General features: G+C 67.1%; 25 protein-coding genes, 3 tRNA genes, 1 pseudogene and 1 riboswitch. Of the genes and pseudogenes, 14 read left to right on the forward strand and 15 right to left on the reverse strand.

All coding sequences use genetic code 11. From position 1 onward, the window contains the following. Positions 1–48: 48 nt before the first annotated feature. The gene (locus tag ACQPYH_RS03635) at positions 49–1,239 is read left to right on the forward strand and encodes a sensor histidine kinase (protein ID WP_432886501.1); all 1,191 of its coding nucleotides are present in this window, start codon (positions 49–51) and stop codon (positions 1,237–1,239) included. Beyond that, a complete protein-coding gene (locus tag ACQPYH_RS03640) occupies positions 1,236–1,892 on the forward strand; it encodes a response regulator (RefSeq protein ID WP_396403200.1) in 657 nt (218 codons plus the stop codon). The genes ACQPYH_RS03635 and ACQPYH_RS03640 overlap by 4 nt, the downstream gene beginning before the upstream one ends. 157 nt (positions 1,893–2,049) lie before the next feature. On the opposite strand, the gene ACQPYH_RS03645 is transcribed toward ACQPYH_RS03640, so the two are convergent. Then, positions 2,050–2,895, reverse strand: a complete 846-nt coding sequence (locus ACQPYH_RS03645) for a C40 family peptidase (RefSeq protein ID WP_432886504.1) — start codon at positions 2,893–2,895, stop codon at positions 2,050–2,052. Next, a riboswitch (cyclic di-AMP (ydaO/yuaA leader) is annotated at positions 2,895–3,062 on the reverse strand. It overlaps the preceding gene by 1 nt. Before the next feature lie 299 nt (positions 3,063–3,361). After that, positions 3,362–4,321, reverse strand: a complete 960-nt coding sequence (locus ACQPYH_RS03650) for a pyridoxal-phosphate dependent enzyme (RefSeq protein ID WP_432886507.1) — start codon at positions 4,319–4,321, stop codon at positions 3,362–3,364. A gap of 213 nt (positions 4,322–4,534) precedes the next feature. Here ACQPYH_RS03650 and ACQPYH_RS03655 point away from each other — a divergent pair, with 213 nt between their 5' ends. Further along, complete coding sequence (locus tag ACQPYH_RS03655; protein WP_130446038.1) at positions 4,535–4,897, forward strand: YciI family protein; 363 nt, start codon at positions 4,535–4,537, stop codon at positions 4,895–4,897. A gap of 62 nt (positions 4,898–4,959) precedes the next feature. Here the strand turns inward: ACQPYH_RS03655 and ACQPYH_RS03660 are convergent, their stop codons facing one another. Continuing rightward, positions 4,960–5,145 (reverse strand): YegP family protein, encoded by a 186-nt coding sequence (locus ACQPYH_RS03660; RefSeq protein WP_130446039.1) that lies wholly within the window; start codon positions 5,143–5,145, stop codon positions 4,960–4,962. Between the two features lie 80 nt (positions 5,146–5,225). Further along, positions 5,226–5,888, reverse strand: coding sequence for a TetR/AcrR family transcriptional regulator (locus ACQPYH_RS03665; protein ID WP_432886511.1), 663 nt, complete (start codon positions 5,886–5,888; stop codon positions 5,226–5,228). Between the two features lie 92 nt (positions 5,889–5,980). On the opposite strand from ACQPYH_RS03665, the gene ACQPYH_RS03670 reads away from it, so the two are divergent. The 4 genes from ACQPYH_RS03670 (at position 5,981) to ACQPYH_RS03685 (ending at position 9,547) form a co-directional block, all read left to right on the forward strand. Beyond that, positions 5,981–7,405, forward strand: coding sequence for an MFS transporter (locus ACQPYH_RS03670; protein WP_432886514.1), 1,425 nt, complete (start codon positions 5,981–5,983; stop codon positions 7,403–7,405). A gap of 155 nt (positions 7,406–7,560) precedes the next feature. Next, entirely contained in the window at positions 7,561–8,631 is a 1,071-nt protein-coding gene (locus ACQPYH_RS03675; protein ID WP_432886517.1) for a serine hydrolase domain-containing protein, read from the forward strand. Positions 8,632–8,643: 12 nt separating this feature from the next. Then, positions 8,644–8,982: a hypothetical protein gene (locus ACQPYH_RS03680; protein WP_432886520.1), complete on the forward strand. Its 339-nt coding sequence runs from the start codon at positions 8,644–8,646 to the stop codon at positions 8,980–8,982. A gap of 88 nt (positions 8,983–9,070) precedes the next feature. After that, positions 9,071–9,547: an N-acetyltransferase family protein gene (locus ACQPYH_RS03685; protein WP_432886523.1), complete on the forward strand. Its 477-nt coding sequence runs from the start codon at positions 9,071–9,073 to the stop codon at positions 9,545–9,547. On the opposite strand, the gene ACQPYH_RS03690 is transcribed toward ACQPYH_RS03685, so the two are convergent. Next, positions 9,494–10,714 carry a hypothetical protein gene (locus tag ACQPYH_RS03690; RefSeq protein ID WP_432886526.1) on the reverse strand — a complete coding sequence of 407 codons (1,221 nt, stop codon included), beginning with the start codon at positions 10,712–10,714 and terminating at the stop codon, positions 9,494–9,496. The two genes, ACQPYH_RS03685 and ACQPYH_RS03690, sit on opposite strands and share 54 nt — an antisense overlap. Next, entirely contained in the window at positions 10,711–11,844 is a 1,134-nt protein-coding gene (locus ACQPYH_RS03695; protein ID WP_432886529.1) for a helix-turn-helix domain-containing protein, read from the reverse strand. Before ACQPYH_RS03695 ends, ACQPYH_RS03690 begins: the two co-directional genes overlap by 4 nt. A 329-nt stretch (positions 11,845–12,173) precedes the next feature. Here ACQPYH_RS03695 and ACQPYH_RS03700 point away from each other — a divergent pair, with 329 nt between their 5' ends. Next, entirely contained in the window at positions 12,174–12,911 is a 738-nt protein-coding gene (locus tag ACQPYH_RS03700) for a phosphotransferase family protein (RefSeq protein ID WP_432886532.1), read from the forward strand. Between the two features lie 9 nt (positions 12,912–12,920). Here ACQPYH_RS03700 and ACQPYH_RS03705 read toward each other — a convergent pair whose 3' ends face one another. Further along, positions 12,921–13,751 carry a hypothetical protein gene (locus tag ACQPYH_RS03705; protein WP_432886535.1) on the reverse strand — a complete coding sequence of 277 codons (831 nt, stop codon included), beginning with the start codon at positions 13,749–13,751 and terminating at the stop codon, positions 12,921–12,923. 534 nt (positions 13,752–14,285) lie between these two features. Between ACQPYH_RS03705 and ACQPYH_RS03710 the strand changes: the two are divergent. Beyond that, positions 14,286–14,381 (forward strand): annotated as a pseudogene (locus tag ACQPYH_RS03710) (hypothetical protein); the annotation flags it as partial. Between the two features lie 108 nt (positions 14,382–14,489). On the opposite strand, the gene ACQPYH_RS03715 reads toward ACQPYH_RS03710, so the two are convergent. Continuing rightward, entirely contained in the window at positions 14,490–15,428 is a 939-nt protein-coding gene (locus ACQPYH_RS03715) for a hypothetical protein (RefSeq protein ID WP_432894695.1), read from the reverse strand. Positions 15,429–15,765: 337 nt separating this feature from the next. Between ACQPYH_RS03715 and ACQPYH_RS03720 the strand changes: the two genes are divergently transcribed. Beyond that, positions 15,766–16,161 carry a tyrosine-type recombinase/integrase gene (locus ACQPYH_RS03720; protein WP_432886538.1) on the forward strand — a complete coding sequence of 132 codons (396 nt, stop codon included), beginning with the start codon at positions 15,766–15,768 and terminating at the stop codon, positions 16,159–16,161. 190 nt (positions 16,162–16,351) lie between these two features. Here the strand turns inward: ACQPYH_RS03720 and ACQPYH_RS03725 are convergent. The 4 genes from ACQPYH_RS03725 to ACQPYH_RS03740 all read right to left on the reverse strand — a co-directional run bounded on the left by ACQPYH_RS03725 (position 16,352) and on the right by ACQPYH_RS03740 (position 18,054). Beyond that, positions 16,352–16,427 (reverse strand) — tRNA-Phe (locus ACQPYH_RS03725). 44 nt (positions 16,428–16,471) lie between these two features. Then, positions 16,472–16,548, reverse strand: a tRNA-Asp gene (locus ACQPYH_RS03730). 60 nt (positions 16,549–16,608) lie between these two features. After that, positions 16,609–16,681 (reverse strand) — tRNA-Glu (locus ACQPYH_RS03735). Between the two features lie 179 nt (positions 16,682–16,860). Then, positions 16,861–18,054, reverse strand: a complete 1,194-nt coding sequence (locus ACQPYH_RS03740) for a hypothetical protein (protein WP_432886541.1) — start codon at positions 18,052–18,054, stop codon at positions 16,861–16,863. A gap of 117 nt (positions 18,055–18,171) precedes the next feature. Between ACQPYH_RS03740 and ACQPYH_RS03745 the strand changes: the two genes are divergently transcribed. The 3 genes from ACQPYH_RS03745 to ACQPYH_RS03755 all read left to right on the forward strand — a co-directional run bounded on the left by ACQPYH_RS03745 (position 18,172) and on the right by ACQPYH_RS03755 (position 20,499). Next, positions 18,172–19,092: a hypothetical protein gene (locus tag ACQPYH_RS03745; RefSeq protein ID WP_432886544.1), complete on the forward strand. Its 921-nt coding sequence runs from the start codon at positions 18,172–18,174 to the stop codon at positions 19,090–19,092. A gap of 17 nt (positions 19,093–19,109) precedes the next feature. After that, complete coding sequence (locus ACQPYH_RS03750; protein ID WP_432886547.1) at positions 19,110–19,460, forward strand: metallopeptidase family protein; 351 nt, start codon at positions 19,110–19,112, stop codon at positions 19,458–19,460. A gap of 94 nt (positions 19,461–19,554) precedes the next feature. Next, positions 19,555–20,499 (forward strand): hypothetical protein, encoded by a 945-nt coding sequence (locus tag ACQPYH_RS03755; RefSeq protein WP_432886550.1) that lies wholly within the window; start codon positions 19,555–19,557, stop codon positions 20,497–20,499. On the opposite strand, the gene ACQPYH_RS03760 is transcribed toward ACQPYH_RS03755, so the two are convergent. Together ACQPYH_RS03760 and ACQPYH_RS03765 are read right to left on the reverse strand one after the other, a co-directional pair. Beyond that, entirely contained in the window at positions 20,496–21,224 is a 729-nt protein-coding gene (locus ACQPYH_RS03760) for a polyprenol monophosphomannose synthase (protein WP_432886553.1), read from the reverse strand. The two genes, ACQPYH_RS03755 and ACQPYH_RS03760, sit on opposite strands and share 4 nt — an antisense overlap. Before the next feature lie 56 nt (positions 21,225–21,280). Next, positions 21,281–21,664 (reverse strand): STAS domain-containing protein, encoded by a 384-nt coding sequence (locus tag ACQPYH_RS03765; protein WP_432886556.1) that lies wholly within the window; start codon positions 21,662–21,664, stop codon positions 21,281–21,283. Between the two features lie 197 nt (positions 21,665–21,861). On the opposite strand from ACQPYH_RS03765, the gene ACQPYH_RS03770 reads away from it, so the two are divergent. Continuing rightward, on the forward strand, positions 21,862–22,614 hold the full coding sequence (locus ACQPYH_RS03770; protein WP_432886559.1) for a DNA alkylation repair protein: 753 nt from the start codon (positions 21,862–21,864) through the stop codon (positions 22,612–22,614). 15 nt (positions 22,615–22,629) lie between these two features. Here the strand turns inward: ACQPYH_RS03770 and ACQPYH_RS03775 are convergent, their stop codons facing one another. Next, positions 22,630–24,129, reverse strand: a complete 1,500-nt coding sequence (locus tag ACQPYH_RS03775; RefSeq protein ID WP_432886562.1) for an MFS transporter — start codon at positions 24,127–24,129, stop codon at positions 22,630–22,632. Positions 24,130–24,131 lie beyond the last annotated feature (2 nt).

Below are 24,131 nucleotides of genomic sequence, written 5' to 3' on the forward strand. Positions count from 1 at the left end.
CCCGGAAGGGGGACGTGATCGCGTCGACCGTCGAACTACAGTGACGGAATGCGACGGTTGCGCCGGTGGTACGCCTGGTGGGTCAGGCATGCCCCGCGCGTGCGCGACTTCCTGTACGTCGCCTTCAGCCTGCTCACGATCGTCGCGCAGGCCGCGTCCGGCGGGGGCGGGTGGAGCCCCAAGGACTGGTACGTCCTCGGCGCCGGCATCGTCGCCTCGGTCGCGCTGCTCTGGCGCCGGCGCTTCCCCGTGACGGTCACTGCGATCGCCGTCGTCGCGATGCTGACCGGCGGGATCTTCGTCCCGATGGGGCTCGCTCTGCTGACCCTCTCGATCCGTCGCCGCGACCTGGCACTGGCGATCCTCGGCCTCGCGTCGTACGCCGCCTATGTACTGAACTCCTGGAGTGGCCAGGGATCGATCTGGGTCCCGATCTTCACCGGCCCGTTCCTGGTCGGGACGTGGATCGCGATCGGCGCGTACGTCGGTGCGCGCCGCGACCTGATGGCGTCGCTGCGGGACCGGGCCGAGCGCGCCGAGGCCGAGCGCGAGCTGCGCAGCGAGCAGGCCCGGCTCGGCGAGCGATCCAGGATCGCGCAGGAGATGCACGACGTACTCGCGCACAAGGTCTCGCTGATCGCCCTGCACGCAGGCGGCCTCGAGGTGAACCCGGCGGTCGGCGCCGACAAGGTCGAAGACTCGGCGAAGCTCATCCGCGAGACCGCCCGGCAGGCCATGGAGGATCTCCGCGAGGTTCTCGGCGTACTCCGGTCCGACGTCAGCGTGGCCGGTGCGGACCTGTCGCCCGTGCCCCACGCCGCGGATCTCGAGCGGCTGATCGAGGCCTCCCGCAACGCGGGTGTGACCGTTGGGTACGACGTTGCGTTGCCGGCCGACGTACCAGATTCGCTCGGGCGGACTGTCTATCGGCTGGTGCAGGAGTCACTGACCAATGTGCATAAGCACGCCCGCGGCTCGGCGACCGAAGTGTGGGTCCATGGCGCGCGGGGCGAGGGCGTGACGGTGAGGGTGAAGAACGTACGGCCGGTGGCTGCTGGTTCACTGCTTCCTGGCGCCGGTGCGGGCCTGGTCGGGCTGCGCGAGCGGGTGCAGCTGGTCGGTGGCCGGCTGACCACCGGGCCGACGCCCGAAGGCGGCTGGCAGGTCGAGGCCTGGCTGCCGTGGGATGACCGCAAACAAGATGCCGAGCCTGTGTTCGTAGATGAAGGGGAACGATGACGCGGCTGCTGATCGTGGACGACGAGGCGCTGGTCCGGGCCGGGCTGAAGATGATCCTCGAGTCGGACGACGAGCTCGAAGTGGTCGCCGAGGCCGAGGACGGCGCCGACGCCGCGGCGATGGTGAAGGAGCATCGGCCGGACGTCGTACTGATGGACATCCGGATGCCGCGGCTGGACGGGCTGGCCGCGACGCGGGAGGTTCAGGCGCTGCCGGATCCGCCGAAGATCGTCGTACTGACGACCTTCGATCTGGACGACTACGTGTTCCGCGCTCTGCAGGCCGGGGCGAGCGGATTCCTGCTCAAGGACACCCCGCCGCGCGAGCTGGTGCAGGCAATCAAGGTCGTCGCGGCCGGGGACGCGATGCTGTCGCCGGCGGTGACGCGGCGTCTGATCGGGCACTTCGCCGGCGACCCGCGGACGGACCGGCGGCGGGTGGCGCGCGAGCGGATCAGCAAGCTCACCGAACGCGAGCGCGAGGTGCTCGTCGAGGTCGGCCGCGGCCTGCAGAACGCCGACATCGGCAGGAAGCTCTTCATGAGCGAGGCCACGGTGAAGGCGCACGTCTCCCGGGCCCTGGTGAAACTCGACGCCACGAATCGCGTACAGGTAGCGATCCTGGCGTACGAAGCCGGCCTGCTCGACGACTAGTCGCGCGAGAAGAAGGCGTGCAGATAGGAAACCGGCCCGGCCGTCGGAGGGGTGGGGGATCGACGGCCCGGCCGGTTTCATGGCCAGCGTGCCTGGGGGGATAGGACGCTGACGACCAGCGGCACCCGATGGGGGGAAGGGCGCCGCTGGTCAGGACTCAGATGCGGCCGAAGGCCACGCTGCTGGTCCAGATCTTCGCCTTGGCGACCGGGCGACCCGGCTTCGAGGCGTGCCACAGCATGTTCCCGCCGGCGTAGATGCCGACGTGGTACACACCGCCGCCACCGTTGCGGAAGAACACGAGGTCACCCGGCTTGGCGGCCTTGCGGCTGATGTGCTTGGTCGCGCTGTACTGCTGGCGCGACGTGCGCGGCAGCTTGTGACCGGCCTTCTTGTAGACGAAGCCGGTGTAGCCGGAGCAGTCGAAGCCGCGGGTGGTCGTGCCGCCGTAGCGGTACGGCGTGCCCTTGAGCTTGGCCGCCTCCCGGAGCACCTTGGCCCGGAAGGTGGTGGTGCCGGTGCTCGCGCCGGCCTTGCCGTAGAGCACCTTGTGCTTGGCGGCCCAGGTCAGCCGGCCCCAGGTGTTCTTGTCCATGTAGCCGGTGGCCTTGAGGCCCCAGGACGCCTGGAACTTCTTCAGCACCCGGACGGTGCTGGTGCCGAAGTAGCCGTCCGGCCCCAGGTGCAGGGCGCGCTGGACGTACTTGACGGTCGGGCCGGAGTCACGGAACCGGAGCAACGGCCGGCTCGGGATGCTCGTGTGGCCGCGCAGCTGAGCAGCGGTCATGGTGGCCGCCGAGGCGGTCGCCGGGGTGGTGCCGATGCTGAGGGCGGCTCCACCGCCGACAGCGAGGCCGACCGAGAGTACGGCGGCTGCGGCGCGAGGGGCGCCGGGCTTGCTGGTCCTACGGTGCTTCGCCAGGGTCCGGCCGGTAGGCCGGTCGGTACTGGAAAGCTGGCTGACGGCGCGCGAAAGCGACGTCCGTCGGGCAGTGACGGGCATGGTTGTCTCCCGACGCCTGTGAAGTTAGCTGTCGGGTTCGGGCTGGGATTCATAGCCCGGTCCGCTCCCGCGGACTTCACCCCAGGGTTTCGACCACTCACGGTCGAGACCCAACTTCCTGGGTTCCCCACCCCTGCCATGGTGTTCGAGGGGAGCACATGGGCCCTGGCAGGGCTCGGCGTTGACCCACGTGCGGTTCGTGTTGTTTACCGAACCGCCGACGACTGTATAACAGAACGATCACGACGCAAACCCTCAGATCCACAAAGACCCTCCGGAATGCCCTTGAGAGGGCATCTGACGGATCAGCGAGCCTGGGTGAACACCAGGTGTCCTGAGCGCGTCTGAGCGGGGCGCAGGCAGGAACTGAGAGCCTCGATGTGACCTCGGTCACAATCGATGGTTGCTTTCTGTGACAACGGGCACAGAGGGTGGTCAGGGCACCCTAAAATCCTTGCGAATTCAGCTAATTTCCGAGCAACTCGCGGAACCGCTCCAGCCCCAAGTTCCCGCCCGACAGCACCACTCCGACGCGCTCGGGCATCCCGTGGATCCGTCCGGCCAGCACTGCGGCCAGCGCACTCGCCCCACTCGGCTCGAGCACGATCTTCAGCCGCTCGAACGCGAACGCCATCGCCGCCACGATCTCCTCGTCGCTGACCAGCTCGAACGACTCCACGAGCCGCCGGTTCACCGCGAACGTCAGCTCGCCCGGTGTCGAGATCGCCTGCCCGTCCGCGATCGTCCGCGGTACGGCGATCTCCACCCGCTCGCCCGCAGCCAGTGAGCGGGCGTGGTCGTCGCCCGCCGCCGGCTCGACCCCGATCATCCGGATCCCCGGGCACATCAGGGTCGCCGCGGTCGCACAGCCGGCCATCAGCCCACCGCCGCCGACCGGAACCAGCAGGGCGCCGAGATGCCCGACCTCCTCGAGCAACTCGAGCGCGACGGTCCCTTGCCCGGCCATCACGTCGTAGTTGTCGTACGGCGGGATCAGCGTGCGCCCGCGTTCGGTCGCCAGCTCCTGCGCGAGGGCGGCCCGATCTTGCGTGTAGCGGTCGTACGTGACCACCTCAGCGCCGTACCCGCGGGTGGCAGCGACCTTCGTCGGCGGCGCGTCCTCCGGCATCAGGATCACCGCGCTCGTCCCGGCGAGCCGCGCGGCCAGCGCGACCGCCTGCGCGTGATTGCCGGAGGAGTACGCCGCGACGCCCGCCTCGAGCTGCTCCGCCGTGAGCCGGCTGATCGCGTTGTACGCGCCCCGGAACTTGAATGCACCGATCCGCTGGAAGTTCTCGGCCTTCAGGAACACCTCCGCCCCGACCCGCTCGTCGAGCGTCCGCGACGTGAGGACCGGCGTACGGTGTGCGACACCCTTCAGGCGCTCAGCGGCGGCCCGGACATCTGTGAGACTCAGCACGGTCATGGGGCCTCCCGGCCTGGACTGAGGAGCGGAGGGAGCGAAGCGACCGGAGCGACGAGGGAAGGCCGGGAGTTACAGCCCCATGACCCGCCGCGCCGGAGGCGTGGCATCCAATACTGCCGACGTTATCTGCGGGCGATGTCAAAGTGCGCCTGCCCGCTCCGTACTGATGGACGAGAGGCACCCACTCCGGGGGCCGCGGGTGAAGGAGACACCGTGAAGTACCTACTGGTTCTGAACATCAACCCCGACGTGCTCGCCGCGCTGCCCGAAGCCGAGCAGCAGGCCATCGGTTCCGGTCACCAGAAGTTCATGGACACGATCAAGGCGTCGGGCGAGTTCCACAGCACGGTCGCGCTGCAGCAGCCGGCCCAGTCCGCGGTCGTCACCGTCCGGGGCGGTCTCCCGGCGGTGACCGACGGGCCGTTCGTGGAGTCGAAGGAGTTCCTCGGCGGCTACTACCTGGTGGACGTGGCGTCCCGGGAGCGCGCGCTGGAGCTGGCCGCGATGATCCCGGACGCGGCGATCGAGGGCCTCGGCGTCGAGGTTCGCGGGGTCGAGTTCGCGGACGGTCTCTGACCGCAGCGAAACGAAGGGGGTTCTCCACAGACTGTGGAGAACCCCCTTGTTTTGTTGACGTTTCAGTCGGTCTGGTCGTCGACGTTCGCGTCGCCCGCGTTCCGCTTGACCGAGTCGATCCCATTCTGCGCCGCGGCCTTGGTCGTGTAGCTCTCGCTGCTGGTCGCGATGATCTCGCCGTTACCGGCCTTCAGGCGAAACCTGAACTCGCCGGACTTGTCCTTGTACAGCTCGAACTTCCCCGCCATCGATGTACCTCCATAGAGAGTGGTATCGCTCCGTCTCGGAGCGTAGTCCTCTCGACCCTCTGGCGGGGTGCGTACACGCCCTACTCTCGGATGCCGCGGATGCCTGCCACAACGAGGTCGAGGCCGATCTCGTAGTACCGGTCTCGTGACTCGGGGCAGATCAGTGCGCCGGCGGCGGACGTGATCAGCGGGTAGCGCTCGGGGGACAGCGCGCCGAGGGATGCCCGCTTGCGCCGGAGGGAGGCCTCGCGAGCCTCTGGGTCGCTGACCTCGCGGGCGACCGGGTCCGTGGTCACCAATGAGATCAGTGAGCAGATTGCCTGCCGGCCGACCTCGGCCGCGTCGTCGACGCTGAATCCGCCCTCGACGAGAAGCTCCAGCGCGCGTTCGGACAGCGCCAGGCCGGGCTCGGTGATCAGGATCCGCGCCAGCGTCAGGTCCGCGAGTCGCGGGTGCCCGCGGAGCGCGGTCACGAACGCGGTCAGCAGCATGTGGAGCTGCTTGTCCCAGCGTTCGTCGTTCGGCGTCGGGAGTACGACGTCGGCCAGGATGCGATCCCCGATCGCGGCCAGCAGGTCGTCCTTGTCCTTGAAGTGCCGGTACAGCGCCATCGGCGTGACGTCGTGCTGCGCGGCCAGCTTCCGGAACGAGACCGCGGCCGGTCCCTCGTCGTCGGCGATGGCCAGGGCGCTGTCGACGACCTTCTCCGGATCGAGGCGGCGGGAGGTCTCTTTGGTGATCACGTTGACAAGTCTACACCGTAGACCTAATGTCTACTCCGTAAGCTTACGGCGTATACATACAGCGTAGACTCTCAACCGAGTGAGGTACGGCAATGCGACGCAGTCCTTGGGCCACCCTGGCGGTGCTAGCTCTAGCTCAGTTCATCGTGGTGCTCGACGTGACGATCGTGAACGTCGCGCTGCCCCACATCCAGGCGGACCTGAACTTCTCCGCCGACTCCCTGCAGTGGGTCATCAACGCGTACACACTGCTCTTCGGCGGCTTCCTGCTCCTCGGCGGACGGATGGCCGACCTGCTCGGTCCGCGCCGGGTGTTCACCGCGGGCCTCGTCCTCTTCGGTGCGACCAGCCTCATTGCCGGCCTCTCCAACTCGCCGGAGTTCCTCATCGGCGCCCGCGCGGTTCAGGGCCTCGGGGGAGCGCTGCTGTCACCCGCGGCGCTGGCCATCCTGACGATGACCTTCGCGCACGGACGTGAACGCAACATCGCGATGGGCGTCTGGGGCGGTCTCGCCGGTCTCGGCGGCACGCTCGGCGTGGTCGCGGGCGGCGTACTCGTGGATTCCCTCAGCTGGCAGTGGGTCTTCTTCGTGAACGTGCCGATCGTGATCGCACTGATCGCCCTCATCCCGGTCTTCGTACCGGACCTGCGGCACTCGACGGGTCGCCGTACGTTCGACACCCTCGGTGCGGTGCTCGGCACGGCCGGTCTGATGTCGGTCGTGTACGGCGTGGTGCGGTCGGAGCCGTCCGGCTGGGGATCGTTCGAGGTTGTCGGCGTACTGACTGCCGGTGTGCTCATGTTGGTGGCGTTCGTTTTGGTCGAGTCGCGGTCCGCTGCTCCGCTGGTGCCGCTGCGACTGTTCCGGTCGAGGGCGCTGAGTGTGTCCGGTGCGACGCTGGCGCTGAACGGCGCCGGGTTCCTGTCCATGTTCTTCCTGACTGCTATCTACCTGCAGCAGGTGCGTGGCGACAGTGCGCTCGAGGCCGGCATCCACTTCCTGCCGATGGGCGGCGCGGCGATCGTCGGTGCGGTGCTGGCATCCCAGTTGGTGCAGCGACTCGGCACTCGGACCGTCCAGCTCGCCGGTGCGGTCCTCAGCGTTGGCGGACTGCTCCTGCTGTCCCAGGCTGACGCCACTGGTAGCTACAGCTCCCAGCTCCTGCCCGGCCTGATCATCTTCGGCTTCGGCATCATCGGCGTCGGCGTACCAGGCCAGATCAACGCAGTCTCCGAGGTACGGCCTGCTGAGGCCGGTGCGGCATCCGGTGTGGTCAACGCGATGTACCAGGTCGGCGGCGCGCTGGGCCTGGCGATCGTCACCACCCTCTCCATCAGCCACACCACCAACGAACTAACCCACGGCGCAACCCAACTCCAGGCCCTCCAGTCAGGCTACGAACGCGGCCTCCTGGCAGCCACCGCCTTCGCCGTAGCCAACGTCTTCCTGACCCTGGCCACACCCCAGCTCCAGCCAACCGCGGAGCAGCTCACCGAAGCGACCGCTGCAGCATAAGTTGCTAGAGGCAACGTCCGGCCCGGGTCTTTCACGGACCCGGGCCGGACGTGTTTCCCCGAGCCTGCTCACGGGGTGATTCGGGGGCGATCCCGGATGTTTGTGGTGTTCGTCGCGGGAAGGGTTGGAGGCTCGGACGGACAAAGGAGATCGGGATGCTGGTGCAGGGAGTGGTTGCGTTGGTGACTGCTGCGATGACGGCGGTGGTGCCGGCTTCGCCTTCTAGGGGTGGCGATTTGCAGAAGAGCCTTGACGGGGTGGCGGCGGTCGGGGCGATGGCTGAAGTGCGGAACGGGGCGCAGGTTTGGCGTGGGAGTAGTGGGGTTGCGGAGTTGGGGACCTCGCGGAAGGTGCCCGTGGACGGGCGGTTCCGGGCCGGGAGCATTACGAAGACGCTTGTTGCCACCGTCGTACTGCAATTGGTGGCTGAGGGCAAGATTCGGCTCGACGACTCGGTGGAGCGTTGGCTGCCGGGGGTTGTGCCGAACGGCGAGAACATCACGGTGCGCCAATTGCTCAACCACACCAGCGGTTTGTACGACTACAAGAACACGTTGCCGATGCCGCCGAGCGAGGACTTCTATGCGCTTCGGTATCGAACCTGGACGGCAACCGAGCAGATCGAGCGCGCCCTGGCGAATCCGCCGGTCTTCGACAAGCCGGGTTCGCAGTACGACTACTCGAACACCAACTACCTGCTCGTCGGCGAGATCATCAAGAAGGTCACCGGCCGGACGTACTCCGACGAGATCGAGCGCCGCATTATCCGCCCGCTCGGACTGCACGGTACGACGATGCCGCGGACGTCGACGCGCATCCCGGGGCCGCACCCGCATGGATACGTACCCAAGGACGGCGGGCAGCTCGACTGGACCGAGATGAACCCGACCCTGTTCGGCGCCGGCGGCGACATCATCTCGACGACCCACGACCTCAACCGCTTCTTCGCGGCACTACTCGGCGGGCACCTGTTGCCGTCGCGACTGCTCGCCGCGATGAAGCAGGCCGGGACCGAAGGCGGCACGTACGGCCTCGGGCTGTCCTGGCATGACACCGCCTGCCATATCCGTGTCTACGGCAACGACGGCGACGCGCTCGCGTACCAGGCCTACTCGTTCTCCACGGCCGACACTCGCCGGCAGGCAACCGTTGCCGTCACGCCGCACCTGCCGACCAACCCGGACGCCACCGTCAACACCTTCCTCGACAAGGCGTTCTGCTCGTGACACGTTGACTGCATGACTCGGTTCACGGACGACCAGATGCGCGCAGCGATGAGCACGACCCGCGAGTACACGGTCGTGCTCCTCGAGGAAGGTCCGCAGTACGGCACCGATGGCGCCGACGCGATCATCTGGGAGCACGGCCGGCGCAATTTCGAGCTCCGCGCGGACGGTCTGCTGAACGTTGTCTGCCCGGTCCGGGACGATTCCCCGCTCTGCGGCGTCGGCATCTTCCCGGGTACGGCGGACGACGTGCGACGCCTCATGGACGACGATCCGGGGGTGCGTGCGGGCGTGTTCACCTACCGGATCCACCCCACCCGGAGCTTCCCGGGAGATGCCCTAGGAATGTGAGATTGTCCGGCAATCGGTTTGGCCCTCGGGCGAAACGGCGACACTGGGATGGATGCGTTGCTGCCGTCGACCGAGGGGGACCGGGACCTTGGAACTCGCCACGCTCGATGCCGACGACTGGCCCATCGCCCGGGAAGTCCGCCTCCGGGCGCTCAAGGATTCGCCGTCGGCGTACATCTCGGAGTACGAGGACGAGGTGGCGGTCGGCGAGTCCGCATGGCGGGAGCGCTTCACCCGGATGCGGTGGATCGTCGCTCGCCACCAGGCGCGCGTGATCGGATTGGCGAGCTCGGTCCGCGTCGACAGCCGGCCGCCGTACGAGCGGCACGTCGAGTCGGTGTGGGTCGATCCGCGGCACCGGCGTACCGGGATATTGCGGGCAATCTTCGGCCATCTGACCGAGGTCGAGCCCGACGTCACCGAATGGCGGGTGTGGGTGCTGGACACGAATTCCGTGGCGCGCGAGGTCTACGAGCGCCTCGGGTTCTGCCCGACCGGCGAATGGCAGCCGCTAGCCGACGGTTCCGGTCGGCTGGAGATTCGTCTGCGCTTCGATGCGCGCTGAGACGCCATACCCACAAGAGGCCCAGGTCTGAAGCCCGAGCTCGGCCAATGCATCACGGTCGGACAGGTCACCCGTGTAGCGCCACAGCACCTGCTCCCACTGCAGTTCGTCCTCTTGCCATTTCTGGATGAAGTCGACGCACAGGTCCGGGGTGATGCTCGAGGCCCGCCTCTCTGCAACCCGCAGGGATTCGTGTGCGTCCAGCATCCTCAGGTACTCGACCGGATTCGCTGACAATTGGGCCTGGGACAGCGCAGCGATGGTCTCTTCGATCGTTTCCAGCCGGATCTCGATGAATTCTCGCCACAGACTCTTCCGGGTAGCGGCAGCCAACTGCTCCTTGAAGGTCCATTTGGGTGTGCTTTCAAAGAGCGCATACAGGCCCTCCGCGAGCAGGTCACCGAACTCCTCGCGATCCGCACGTCCCGAATCCGCGAACGGTGCGTACTTCGCCTGCCGGACCTCGCCGATCCTCGGCAACGACCGCTCGGCCGCATGCCGCGCGAAGAAGAACCAGTCCTCGTTGTAGACGTCCGCGAAGAACGACAAACCCGGCTGCTGAAGATTGACGCCCAGCGCCGCGCCGCTGACGAACACGTCCTGCCTGAAGCCGGCGAGCCGTCGTGCATGACAGACCACCGAGTTATCGGGGAACTGCCGGCTGACCATCGAGGCAACCGGGTTCCGGTCAAGAGTCCCGGACAGGCGATCGACATCCCATGGGTTGAACTGGCTGATGTCGTCATCGACGAACAGGATCTTGTTCCAGCCGCGCATCCGGCCGAGCAGCAGGCCGATGTTCCGCTTGGCGCTGAGGTCACTCGAGCGACCGGCGGAGGCCATCTTGAACTCGGGGCCGGACGTCAGCGGAGCGTCGTACGGAAGCTGGTAGTTCTCCGGCACCTCGACGACGAGCGCCCTGGCACCGAACGTCCTTTCCACCCGACGCACGACCTGTCCGACCTGTGCCTGCCGGCTGCACAGGATGACGAGCGGCACGGACAGAGTGGCAGACAGAGTGATGACGTCTTGCAGGGCTGATGCCGGCCGGGCAGCCGGGACGACGATCGCGTCCAGCCCGCTACGCGCGGCCGGCGCAGCGCTGGCAGCGGAGACATCGCGCAGCAGCGACGCGTGAGATTGGCCGTGCTTGAGCTGACGGCTCATTCGTCCTCCTCCTCGGGGGACCACTCGTAAAGGCGGTTCTCCGGGATTTCCAAGTCAGGAGTAATGGCCTCGCCGTTGATCACCGGCACGCGCAGGAGCAGACCGAAGATGCCGCCTGGGAACGTATTCGCGAGGTAGGCCTCGTTGCGTTCGCGGACGGCGTCGTCGGTGAGCGTTCGTACTGCGCCCAGGACACCACGGCTGTAGACGCCATTGCAGATGGTGATAGTTCGGCTGTGATTGAACGGATTGCGCAACCTGGCGAGGAGAGCGACGTCTTCGACAAGCTCGCGCGGAGTCTCGCCCTTCCAGGCGTCCTGCGCCTGGATCTCCTCGAGCTCCGCCTTCGACGGTGCGTCCGGATCGACGTACTTGAGCTCTTCCCACAGTGGCCGGTACTCGCGGCCGTCGCGCGATCGGAAGATCTCGCCGTCGGCAAGGTCCGTGACGGCCATCTGCCGGATCGGCAGTTGGTCCAGTACTCGCAGCAGGCGGCCGGTGACCTGGTTCCAGGCGATGCCGCCGAGCAGGATGAGATGACCGGACAGGTGGTCCGCGTTCACCTCGGAAGGAAGATGGTGCCGAGCGCGAATCTCCGGGTTGGAGGCGCGCACATGGCCCCACATCTCGATCAATGCGTCGAGGTCTGCATACCTGTAAAGGCGGGTGTAGTTCGGATTGTCCTGCTCCGCGAGCGGAGATCGCCCGTCCTCCGGGGCTTCCGGGCAGATCAGTGTGATCGGTCCGGACTCGAAGTCGAAGGTGTACGACCCGCCGACGGGCGATGGGGTGGCTTGCTGACGAACTCCGTCCCTCAGCCCGACCAGCTCTCGGTGGAGAGCGTTGAAGCGCTCCCGCTCCGCCGCGGTCAGGTCCTGCTCCCGCGGCAGCCGCGCTGGGCCTTCCGGTACGCCGGGCTTCGCGAAGAGCAGCGCATACGATCGCAGGCGCTCTTCCGGCGGCAGTTTCGGGTTGGACTGTGATTCCCACGAGCTGATCGTTGCGACCGCGACCCTGAAGTCGGAGCTGAGCGCGCGCGACAGGTCCTTCTGGGTCAGCTTCTGCGACTCGCGGAGTTCTCGAAGTCTCCTGGCGAGTCGTACGGCCTCTGGTGAGGGGGCCACTGTCACTCCCGAAATCTGCTCAGCCAACGACGGGCTCACGGATCCGGCTGATCCTATACCCGCTCTACCCGACTCCACTGACTACATCTGAACCCCGCACCGAAGATCCTCCGATGCCCCGCGACGCTCAGATTCGTCGACTCCCTGCGTTTCCCCGATCACAGTGTGTGCTTTGCTAGCCGCAGTACACCATCGCTCTACCGTAGTACCGAAGTCGACCTGAATCCAACTGAACCCGCACAATACGCCGAAATAGGTCAGATCTCGGTGCCGTCTCAGCTGGCGGCGCCGATATTCCAGTGACGCAGGTGGTCTTACCCGCGAGGATGGCGCGCGTGGACGAGGTCAAGGTTGTCGTTGCCCATAGCGAGCGCGCGACGCTGCGAGTCGGTGACGTGTTCCTGAAGATCGACGCCGATCAGGCCAATATCGACGTCGAGGTCGAGGCGATGGCCCTGGCGCCGATCCCGACCCCGGAGATCCTGTGGCGCAAACCGCCCGTACTCGCCCTTGGAGCTGTCCCCGGTATGGCGCTCGGCGTACTCGGCGAGCCCTCGCCTGCGTCGCCGGCCGCCTGGGCCGCCGCAGGTGCCGCCATCCGAACGCTGCATGACGCGCCTCTGCCGCCATGGCCCGGAGAGAACCTCGACGACATCACTGCACACCTCGACAGCGAATGCGATTGGCTCATCACGAGCGGCACCCTTCCCGCCGACCTCGTCAAGCGCAACCGCGAGGTCGCCGAGGCCGCACTCCGCCCGTGGACCCCGGTCTTCATCCACGGAGACCTACAGATAACCCACATCTTCGTCCAGGACGACAAGGTCACCGGCATCATCGACTGGTCCGAGGCAAGCCGAGGCGATGCCCTGTACGACCTAGCCATCCTCACCCTCGGCCATGAGGAATGCCTCCCCGACCTCCTAGCCGGCTACGGCACCGACGTAGACCTCGACGTAATCCAAGGCTGGTGGTCCCTCCGAAGCCTAGGAGCCAGCCGCTGGCTCGTAGAACACGGCTTCGACCCCAACTCCCCAGGCTGCGAATTCGACGTACTCCGAGCCCGGATGTAACCGCGGCCGTCAGCTCGGCTGCTGTGCAGATTCAACGGGTTTGCCGGTGCCGGTCTCCACGACGTACGCCAGGAAGTCGCGGATGTCGGCGAGTAGTTCGGCCTGGTCGTCGTACTGCGAGGTGCCGGTGCCTTCGCGCAGATGTAGTCCCTCGGCCAGGATGCGGTGCCAGCGCTCGTCGTAATACGTCAAAGCCCAGCGGGCAGCTCGGGACTTGGCGGTCATCCCGCCGGTGACGAGGAGATGGTGCAGGCGCACTGAGGCGACGATGCAGTGTGAGAGTAGGTAGTCGCGCTCCCGCTCATCCGCCGGGAGGTCGGCAGGAGTCGCCCGCGTCAGGCCCTCGGCGTTGCTGCGCCAGTAGGTGTTGAGGTTGTCCACTGTGTACGCATGCAGCGCCTTCTCGTCGGTCCAGATCTTGAGTGTGGACAGCTGCGGTCCGGCGATCGTGATCCCTCCCCGCGCCAGCTCGTGCCAGGCGATGATCCACGTCGGCGACGCGAGCACCTCGAGCTTCCCGGTATGCATCATCTCCGGCACCGGCGGCACAGTCCGCGGATCACACGCGAGATCAGAGGCCAGCAAGTACGGCCCATCAAAGTGAACAGAGGAGTACGCCGCCAGCTGCGCATGCACGCCCCGCAACGCCTCCACCTCGGCCGGCTCTAGCCGATGAGCAACCGTGGCAACAAAATCAACATCAGACTGCCGCGGTGCCCACTCCCCAAACACCACGCCGCCACGCAGATAAACCCCAGTCACCAACCCCACAGGCAACTCCCGCTCAACCAGCAACAGATACCGCTCACACAATTCCCGCACCGGCGCCGGAAGCACCACTAGCTCTCCTATCCACCACCCTGCGAGACACCTGCCCCGCACCCATGGGATGCCCAAGCCCACCACAGAGTTCGAAAAGACGGTGATCCCTGGGCGTGTGCGGATCAGACTCTGCTGGAGTACTGCACCCAGGAGCACATTGCCTTCGACGGACTCCTGAAGAAGGTCGCCGCGACCCACAACGCCACGCCCTCACAGATCTGCCCTGATCGCGCGCTCCTTGTCGAATCCCTTGAGGGCCAGGGAAAGGCGCTTGATCAGCTCGCGGAGCACGTCGCCGGGTGGTGGGCCTGATCAACGTCACCTCAGGCAGAGCGGCTGCCGAGTGGGATTGGTCGCGCGATGAGCGCGCACAGGCGGGCGATAAGCCCGCAGACGCCTGCCTGGGAAAGAAAATCCCTCCCCGGCTGAAGCGGAGAGGGTGTGGTGGTCAGGGGCGGTCTCGAACCGCAGACCTTCCGGGTTTCAGTTCGACAGCGGCCCTTGGGCTCCAGGGAACCGGTGTTGCAGAGCAAGGCTCATCGGTCGGCTCGGATGGTTGCTGTCGCCACCTGTTGCGGTCCCGGTTGCGGTCATCAGATCCGAGCCCTGGTCTACGGCGGCCCGGTCGCCGAACCCGCCGACGCCGAGTGCGTCCTCCGCAAAACCACCGGCATCCACGGCTTCTACGGCGCCTCCTCCTTGGACGCCCCCCGTCGAACGAGCCCTTCACCGACCAAACCCGAGCCTTCACCTCCATCACTCTCTGAGGTACGGGTACGGCGTGAGACGTATGCCGGTGTCCGCGGCGATGACGGCCCGGTCGCCGAGCGGCTTGCCGAGGGTGACGACCGCGGTCGATGTCTTCCCGACGTCCGCACCGCCCGGGAGCAATGGACCGTAACTGCCGCCGATGACCACCAAATCGTCGTACTCGACGACGTGGGCCCGGAGGTCGGTCTCATAGAGTCCGTGGCTCAACTCGAAACTGAGGGTCTTGCTGTCGACCCAGTCGAGAACGCCGACGCGGAGCAGACCCTGCTCGAGCCGGGCGAGACCGGGTAGCGGGTCGGGCCACTGCAGCGACTTGAGCACGCCCGCGGGGGCCGCGACGGCGACAACAGGTCTCGACAGGCCTTGCACCGTGAAGGACCAAGCCGGCACGGTCGCCCGGCCATGGCTGGTCTCCACGTCGGTCGTCGTCAAGGAGCCGCCGGTGATCGTGAGCGTTTCGCAGCTCGGCATCCTCTCGCACATGTCGCTCGGCGGCCCGATCGCCTCGGTCAGAGCTTGCTGAGCTTCGAGCACCTGCATCGTCTCGTTCGACCCATCCGCGAAATCGACCCGCGTCGTACCACCTTCCGCGAACTGGACCCCGTCCGCGAAGGCAACCCGCCCGGACGACCACGAGATCTTCTGCTGCCAGGTGTCGAACCCGAGCCCCGGCGTCCGCGTCGAGTACAAGAAGATCCCGGTCACCGGCGCCGGAATCCCCGCCGCCCGCACGACCTGCGCCACCACTCCCGCGCGCGCCACAAACGCTTGTGTGGGCTGAGCTTGCGGCACCAGATCACCGCCCGGTGTCTTCCACGCCGGCCGAGGGGCCGACGTACTAGGCGCAGAGCCCGGCACTGCCTCGGACCCGCACCCTTCGAGAGCGAGCACCAGCACCACCCCCAACCACACCTTCCCCACCATGGGGCCGAGTATCCGCTTCCCTTCTCGGCCCCTCAAGCAGCGAGGTTTGGTGCGCTGACCGAGTCAGTCCGGTCACCTTGCGCTCTCCCACAAGACGACTCGGCTTCCCACTGGGTCGGCGAATCGTGGGTGTCGGGGCATGTTCTCACCATCGGTCGGCGGGTAGTGGCGCGGGTGCATCTCATTCCCCAGCTCGGCAAGAAGAAGCTGCGCAAGCTGACCGGTGCGGACGTGCGGTTGTTCACGAAGCGCATGCGGAACACCTGCCTACCGCCTCGTGGAGCAGGTTCACGCCGTACTGCGAAACGCCTTGCAGGCGGCTGTCAGGGAGGAGGTCTTGCAACGCAACGCCGCGAAGCTGGTGCAGGTGAAGGGCGCGCAGTACGAGGTCAACCGGGGCGCGACCGAGGATCAGGCTCGGGCTCTGCTGGAGGCCGCGAGGGGGACGCGGTTGCACGCGCTGTTCGTGTTGGCGCTGTACCTCGGTCTGCGCCGCGGGGAGGTGCTGGGACTGAAGTGGGAAGACATCGACTGGGCGGAGAACACGGTCCAGATCCGGCGCACTCGCAGGCGATGGAACGTCTGCTGGCCGGGGGGACTGGGTGGACATCGGCTACGTGTTCACGACCGAGGTCGGTACGGCGATCGAGCCGGACAGCCAGAACTTGTGTCCGTTGCCGGACCCGGCCCGAGCGGAGCGGGATCGGTCCGGCACGTGGATCAGTTCTCGTGATCAGGGTCACGGTACGGAGGTGCCTGGCATCCTTAGTCGCCCGCGCGGCAGCGCGCAAGATGCCGGCGGTAGCCGGAGGGTGGGTGGGAGCTCGTGGAGTGCGCGCGGTGAGAATCGTGGCGACGAACGTAGCGGCCGCGGAGCGTGCGTGGGAAAGAAAAATCCCTCCCCGGCTGAAGTGGAGAGGGTGTGGTGGTCAGGGGCGGTCTCGAACCGCCGACCTTCCGCTTTTCAGGCGGACGCTCTACCAGCTGAGCTACCTGACCGGGGAGAAAGATCGGCGGCGGTGTTGGACACCGCCGCCTTCTCCTGGCGACCCAGACGGGACTCGAACCCGCGACCTCCGCCGTGACAGGGCGGCACGCTAACCAACTGCGCTACTGGGCCAAATGGACTCGACGATCGTACAGCATCTTCGAGCTAGTTCTTGCACCGGCCTTTCGGCCGTATCCCCAACGGGATTCGAACCCGCGTTACCGCCTTGAAAGGGCAGCGTCCTAGGCCACTAGACGATGGGGACTCGGACCCGCGGGAGCCGAAGCTCCAGGGACAGCCGTAAGCATAGAGGAGTTGGGCCGTCGGTCCAAAACGAGTTCCGGAGGCCGTCAGAGGTGGGCGCCGTACGCCGGAAGAACCGGTCGGCGTACGGCGCCCGGGGCCGGGTGAGAGGCCGGCCCGCGCAGCTGTCGCGCGACGACGTCAGGTGGTCGCGTCAGGGGCGATCAGCTGCGGGTATTGCGCGGTGAAGAGGTCGTTGAACGTCCGCGACGGCAGGATGTGTCCCCGCGGCTGCAGCGAGGAGGCCAGACCTGCGGCCCACAAGGCCGAGCGCATCCGCTGGTTCGGAGTGCCGTGGTGACCGGCGCTGGTGAAGCCGCAGTCGCCGAGCTGGTAGAACATCTGGCCGAAGTCGTGCACCCGCTTCCAGTTCATCGACTCGCCGCGGGCGTGGGTGAGGAAGTAGGCGCTGAACGCGTCCGCCTCCAGTTCGGCCCATCGCGAGGCCTCGGGCGCCGGCAGCTCGGGCCGCATGAGCTCGTCGGAGAACTGCACCTGGTGACCGAACTCGTGCGACAGGATCGCTGACGGCGCCACATCGGACAGGCCCACCTTGGCGAACCCGTCCAGTACGCCGTCGCCGTACGCGATCCGCCGGTGCGACTTCCCGTACCCCGGAACGTCCTCGCCGCCGGGCGCCGCGAACGCGTTGAACGAGAAGATCGGCAGGTCGCCCCAGCCGAGCACGGGGCTGCGAAGTTCGCGGGCGATCAGGTCGGCGGAGAATCGCGACTGCGCCGGGTTCGCGCCGTACAGCACGGTGAACACCCGGTAGTCGCGTTCGGCGTCGAGCATGATCCGCCCGTGTGCCGGCACCAGTTCGAGGTCCTGCGACGGGATGTCCCAGAACCCCTTCAGGTCCTTGAACGTCTTGTTCACCGTGTGAGTGAACTCACCTCGCGCACCGAAGGTGAACGGACCCTGCTGCGGGAAGTAGAGCGCATCCATCAGCGGGACGTCGTAGATCACGATGGTCAGCAAGGCGGTCAGCTGGTCGATCGTCATCGATGCCACGTCGGGCAGGATCGCGCTCAGCACCGGCGGGGTCGCCGAGGAGCACTCGTACTGCGTGGGGTCGATCGCGTTCAGCAACGCGTCGCGGACGGGGTTGTCCGGCAGCCCGAGCCGCTCCCGGACGGCGTCGGCCTGGGCCCGCATCTCCGGCAGATGGTCGATGACCTGTCGCGCCTCGGGCGACACCGGTCCTGAAACCGCGACACCACCGACGCCACCGGCGCCACCACCTGCAAGGCCGGCCGCGGAGGCCGGCGCGGTCAGCAGGCCGAGCGACAGGCCCAGTCCGGCTACGGCCGACCAGACAATGCTCTTCCTCATACAAACTCCTATGGACGGGGGGCCTCAGTATCAGCAGCCCTCGGAGTCGGCTGCGAGCGCTCGGCGCTGTCAGAATCCGGCATGGCGGGAATCTGTCGCCCGGTGGTACACAGGGGCATGGAACCGCTGCGGGCGTTGGGCTTGTCGGCCGAGGCTGAAGCGGCGTACGTCGACCTCCTGCACGACAAGCTGGTGGCGGACGAGGCGGTCATCGGCGAGCTGATCGCGCTCGGCCTGGTCGAGCGGGCCGACGGCGAGATCGTGATCCATCCGCCGCGAAGGGCCATGGACGCGCTCGCCGAGCGTCACACCAGGCAGGCCGAACTCGCCCGCGACGGCGCCGACCTGCTCAACGAGCTCTGGAAGGCCGCTGCGGGCAAGCAGGACTACCTCGAGATCCTTCCGACGTACGCCGCCTCGCAGGCCGTGCTGAACTCGGTCCAGAAGGACGCACAGGATCACGTACGGGCGATGACGACGGGCAACCTCGCTGCGCGCGAGCTGAAGATCGTCGAGGGCATGTTCGACGCGCTCGAGCGTGGTGTCCGGTACGAGGTCATCTACGGCGCACACGTGCTCCAGGACGCCAACGCGCTGCACATGGTCCAGGCGTGTATCGACGCGGGCGAGCAGGCCCGGGTGTTCCCGTACGTGCCGCTCAACATCACGATCGTCGACGATCGGTGGGCGCTGGTCGGGGCACGTGCGGAGGTGGAGCGCGGGCCGGAGTTCGTCGCGATGGTGGTTCACCAGTCCCCGCTGCTGGGCGGACTGGCCCGGATCTTCGAGGCGCTGTGGCGGATCGCCGTACCGATCACCGGCGGGACCGAGCTGAACGACGTGAACGCCGCGCCGAGCCTGGAATCGAAGCGGTTGCTGACCTACCTGAGTGCGGGGCTGACGGACGAGTCGATCGCGCGCGAGTTCGGCGTCAGCGAGCGGACGATCGCGCGCCGGATCGGCCGGTTGCAGGAGGCGTTGGGAGCGCAGACGCGGTTCCAGCTCGGCGTACAAGCGTCGCGGCAGGGCTGGCTGTAGGTCACTACGCTGGACGCGTGATGGAGATGAGCCGGGCGAACTTCGAGGCGCTGGTCTCGCAGGCGCTGGACGAGATACCCGAGGAGCTCGGGGCGTACATCGAGAACGTGGCGGTGTTCGTCGAGGACGATCCACCGCCGGGCGATCCGGAGCTGCTCGGGATCTACGAAGGCATCCCGCTGACCGAGCGCGGGCACGAGTACGGCGGCGTGCTGCCGGACCGGATCACGATCTACCGGAACCCGACGCTGGCGATCTGCGAAACCTTCGGCGAGGTTCTCGACGAGGTGAACGTCACAGTGGTGCACGAGATCGCGCACCACTTCGGCATCGACGACGCCCGCCTCCACGAGCTGGGCTACGGCTGAGCGTGGCCGATCCGGCCCGGGTCGGATAACCTCAGGCGGCCGGTATCGGGGACCGGTTCAGCCCAGTATTTTAACGATCGAGTGAGGCTTCGCCATGAGCGATCCCCAGCCGCCTGCCTGGACCCCGGAGAACCACCCGCACGGCGCTCCACCACCGCCGCCCGGGCTCCCGCAATACACCGCCCGCCCTCCGCAGTACGGCGGCCAACCTCCGCAATACGGCGCACAACCTCCGCAGTACGGCGGACCACCTCCGCAATACGGCGCACAACCTCCGCAGTACGGCGCTCCGCCGCAGCAGCCGTACAGCCAGCCGCCGAAGCGGCGAACCCCATGGGTGCTGGCCGGTGCCATCGCTGTGGTGATCGCGCTGGTCGGCGGCACTGTCGTGTTCTTGACGAGCCGTGGAAACGACGACGACGCCGCCGTCGGCGGTCCGATGCCGACAGTCAGCTACTCCGACGGTGTGACGTCGAGCGAGACCCCGTCGCCTACATCGTCAGTGCCGTCGTACACCCCTGAACCGACCCCCACCCCCTCCGCGACGCCCGAGCGCCGCCGGACGCTGAAGGACGTCGACGAGGGCATCCTCGTGTACGACGACGTGTACGTGAAACCGCTCAGCGGGTGGACCCGCAAGCAGAAGTACAAGACCGGCGTGCTGCTCGCCGATCCGAGCAAGGGCGGCGTGCTCTTTGTGGTGGTCGACCCGGTCGGCTATTCAGCGGCCGAGGCGGCGTCGAGCGTTGCGAAGGGTCTCATCACAGGCTCGCGTATGACCGGCGTACAGAAGGAGCCCGCCAAGACGCTTCGTCCGGCGAACTCGAACATCGGCGCCCAGGCGGAACTGTCGTTCTCGGGCCGCATCCGGACGAACGGCGTCAGCGTCTCCCTTGTCGGTCGCTGTACCGCGATGACCGGCGTCGAGTCGATCCATACCGTGACTGTCATCGTCTGTGTCGAGGCACGCAAAGACACCCGGTCTGCCGTCTACCGCGACGGCACCCGGATGCTCGCCTCCGTCGCCCGGTCGATCTAGCGACGGTTCAAGAGCAGCTTCCACGGCATCAGCGCCGACTCGAGCTGGACCTTCAGCGACATCTTCGAGACGCCCTCGGTGCGCTCCTCGAAGCGGATCGGCGTCTCGGCGATCTTCAGGCCACGCTTGACCGTCCGGTAGTTCATCTCGACCTGGAACGAGTACCCGTTGCTCGCGATCGACGCGACGTCGATCCAGCGCAGGGTGTCGGCCTTCCACGCCTTGAAGCCGGCCGTGGCGTCCTTCACGTGCAGCCGCAGGATCGCGTTCACGTAGAAGTTCGCCCAGGCGGACAGCGCCCGCCGGTGCCAGCCCCATTCGGCGGCCGCGGAGCCGCCCGGGACGTACCGCGAACCGATCACCACAGCGGCGTCCGTGGTCCGCAGCATCTCGACCATGGTCGGGACCACCGACGCGGGGTGGGACAGGTCCGCGTCCATCTGGATGACGATGTCGGCGCCCTCGTCGAGCGCACGGGTGATCCCGGCGACGTACGCGCGGCCGAGGCCGTCCTTGACGGTCCGGTGCAGTACGCCGACCGCCTGCGGCGACTTCTTCGCCAGCTCGTCGGCGACGTCGCCCGTACCGTCGGGCGAGTTGTCGTCGACAACGAGAAGCTCCAGGCCGGGCAGGTTCAGGTCGGACAGGAGTCCGGCCAGCACGGGCAGGTTCTCCCGCTCGTTGTAGGTCGGCACCACGACCACGATCTTGGCTAGCTCACCCATGACTTTCCTTTGTCGGAGACACCGAAAGCTACCGTATCCGCCGACCACAGCTGACTTCAGAGTTCGGAGAGTGCCTCTTCGACGGTGCTGTAGATGCGGAACTGGCCGCCGAGACCGGTCACGCTGAGCGGACGGTCGACCGGTCTGCCGACGCCGACCAGAGCCAGGGTGATGTTGTGCTCGCCGGCCAGGTTGCGCGCCTCGACCAGGTTGCCGAGGCCGGCCGAGCTGCAGAACGTGACGGCCGACAGCTCGATCAACACGAGCCGGGCCGGCGGTGCGACCGCGGCGTGGATCGACTCGGCGGCGAACTCGGTGGTGGCGATGTCGATCTCACCGGACATCCTCACGAGCAGTACTCCGGGTTCCAGCTCCACGGTCACTGCGTCGAAGGTGGTCCGGATCATCTCGCCGTCCCGCGGGTCTGGGTGGCTTGTCACGCGGGTATCTCCCCCGGAGTAGCGCCACGAACGCGGGTCCTGGCGGATATGAAATTACCTGTGGTCTCACCGTATGCCCCAACGCACAAGCGTCACAACGGGTGTCCAGGTGATCGACCCCGGAGCGTGACCTCACGTCCGGAAGCGCTTCAGAGTAAAGCAAACGTCAGACCCACGACGGTGATAGACAAGGCAGCATGGGCGACCGGAGGGATGCTGGTCTGATTACCAAGGATTTGCTCGAGGCAGTGGACGCCGCCGCTGATCCGGGGGTGGCGGAGGTGCTTGCGCGGTACTTCCAGCTTCAGCCGGGCGGCTACGGTCACGGTGACCAGATGGTCGGTGTGAAGCTGTCGACGATTCGCGGCATCCTCAAGCCGTACCTGCAGGCCGGCCTGCCGCTGCCTGAGCTGGAACACGCCCTGACCAGTCCGATTCACGAGCACCGCCTGACAATCCTTTGCCTGCTGGCCGATCGCGCCGCCCGCGCCCTCAAGCCGCGTACGGCGAACCCGGACGAGCTCAGCGCGATCCACGACCTCTACCTGCGCAGTACGGCGTACATCAACAACTGGGATCTCGTCGACTGCAGTGCTCCGCAGGTCGTCGGCGGATACTTGCTCGACAAGCCCCGGGACGAGCTCTACACGCTGATCCACTCGAGCAGTTTGTGGGAACGCCGGATCGCGCTCGTCGCCACGCAGTTCCTCATCGGCCAGGGCCAGATCGACGACACCTTCAAGCTGGCCGCCGAGGTCCTCGACGACCGGGAAGACCTGATCCACAAGGCGTCCGGCTGGATGCTGCGCGAGGCCGGCAAACGCGTCTCCGAGGCCGAGCTCCGCGACTTCCTCGACGAGTACGCGACCCGTATGCCGCGCACGATGCTCCGCTACGCGATCGAACGCCTCGACCAGGTCAGCCGCAAGCACTACCTCGCGCTGCGATAAATAAAAGTCGACAAATCAGCCGCGCGGTGGGGCATCGGTGTGCGCGTCGGCCAGAGGTGGCGCCTCGAGCGCGCAGTGCCGGTGGTGGATCTCCGTGGGCTGCACTTCGCGGACGGCCTTGCCGGGGCGATCGCCCAAGGTGACCCAGGCGATCAAGCCGCCGGCCGCCGCGAGTACTGCGGAGATCCACAGCGCCTTGCCGAATCCGTTGTGGAAGGCAACGGGATCGCGGTACGCGTCGCCGGTGATGCCGGCCGCCACCGGGATCGCGGCGACCGCCATCAGCTGTGCGGACCGGGCGACCGCGTTGTTCACGCCGGAGGCGATGCCCGCGTGATGGTCCGCGACCGATGACATGACGGTGGCGGTCAGCGGTGCGACGGTCGAGACCAGACCGAGCCCGAGCACTACGACGGCCGGCAGTACGGCACTGACGTAGCTCGACTCGTCGTCGATCCGCAGCATCAGCAAGAACCCGATGGCCATCAGCACCGGTCCGACCGTCATCGGGATGCGGGCGCCGATCCGGTCCGACAGACCGCCGGCGTACCCGGACAGGAAGAACATCAGCAGGGTCATCGGCAACAACGACGCACCGGCCCACAGGGCGGAGTAGCCGAGTGCGGTCTGCAGGTACACGACGAGGAGGAAGGTCGCGGTGCCGAGACCGCCGTACACGACGACGGTGACCAGGTTCGCGCCGGTGAAGCGCCGGTTGGCGAAGATGCTCAGCGGCAGCATCGGATGCGAGCTCCGTCGCTCCACCTCGATGAACCCTGCGAAGGCGAGTACGCCGATCACCAGGCTGGCCACGACCACCGGATCGCCGAAACCGTGGTCGCCGGCACTGATCAGGCCGTACGTGAGGCCGGCCAGGCCGACGGTGGCGAGGATTGCGCCGTTCAGGTCGAGCTTGCCGCCGGCGCTCTCGTCGCGGCTCTCGGGCACATGCCGGAGCGTGACGAGGACGGTCACCAACGCGATCGGAACGTTGAGCAGGAAGATCAGCTGCCAGTAACCGCTGTCGACCAGGGTCCCGCCGACGAACGGCCCGACGGCGGCCGCGACCGAGGTGAGGCCGGACCAGGTGCCGACGGCCTTGCCGCGGTCGGAGTGCTGGAACGAGGTCTGCAGGATCGCCAGGCTGCCTGGTGTCAGCAGCGCACCGCCGATGCCCTGCAGGACCCGGCCGGCGATCATCACCTCGAGAGTCGGCGCGATCGCGCAGACCACCGAGGCGACGGCGAACCAGATCACGCCGACGACGAACGTCCGCCGTCGCCCGAGCCGGTCACCGATCGAACCGCTGAGCAGCACCAGCGAGGCCAGCATCAGCATGTAGCCGTTGACGATCCACTGCAGGCCCGCGACGTCCGCGTTCAGGTCCTCACCCATCGCCGGCAGGGCGACGTTCACGACGGTTCCGTCCAGGAACGCCATCCCCGACCCGAGCGCCGTCGCCGCCAGCACCCACCGGCCCCGGGCTGTGCCCAGAGCGATCCGCTCATCCGTCATGT

It is taken from the genome of Kribbella sp. CA-245084 (genome assembly GCF_050942355.1).
In the GTDB taxonomy this organism is placed as follows: domain Bacteria; phylum Actinomycetota; class Actinomycetes; order Propionibacteriales; family Kribbellaceae; genus Kribbella.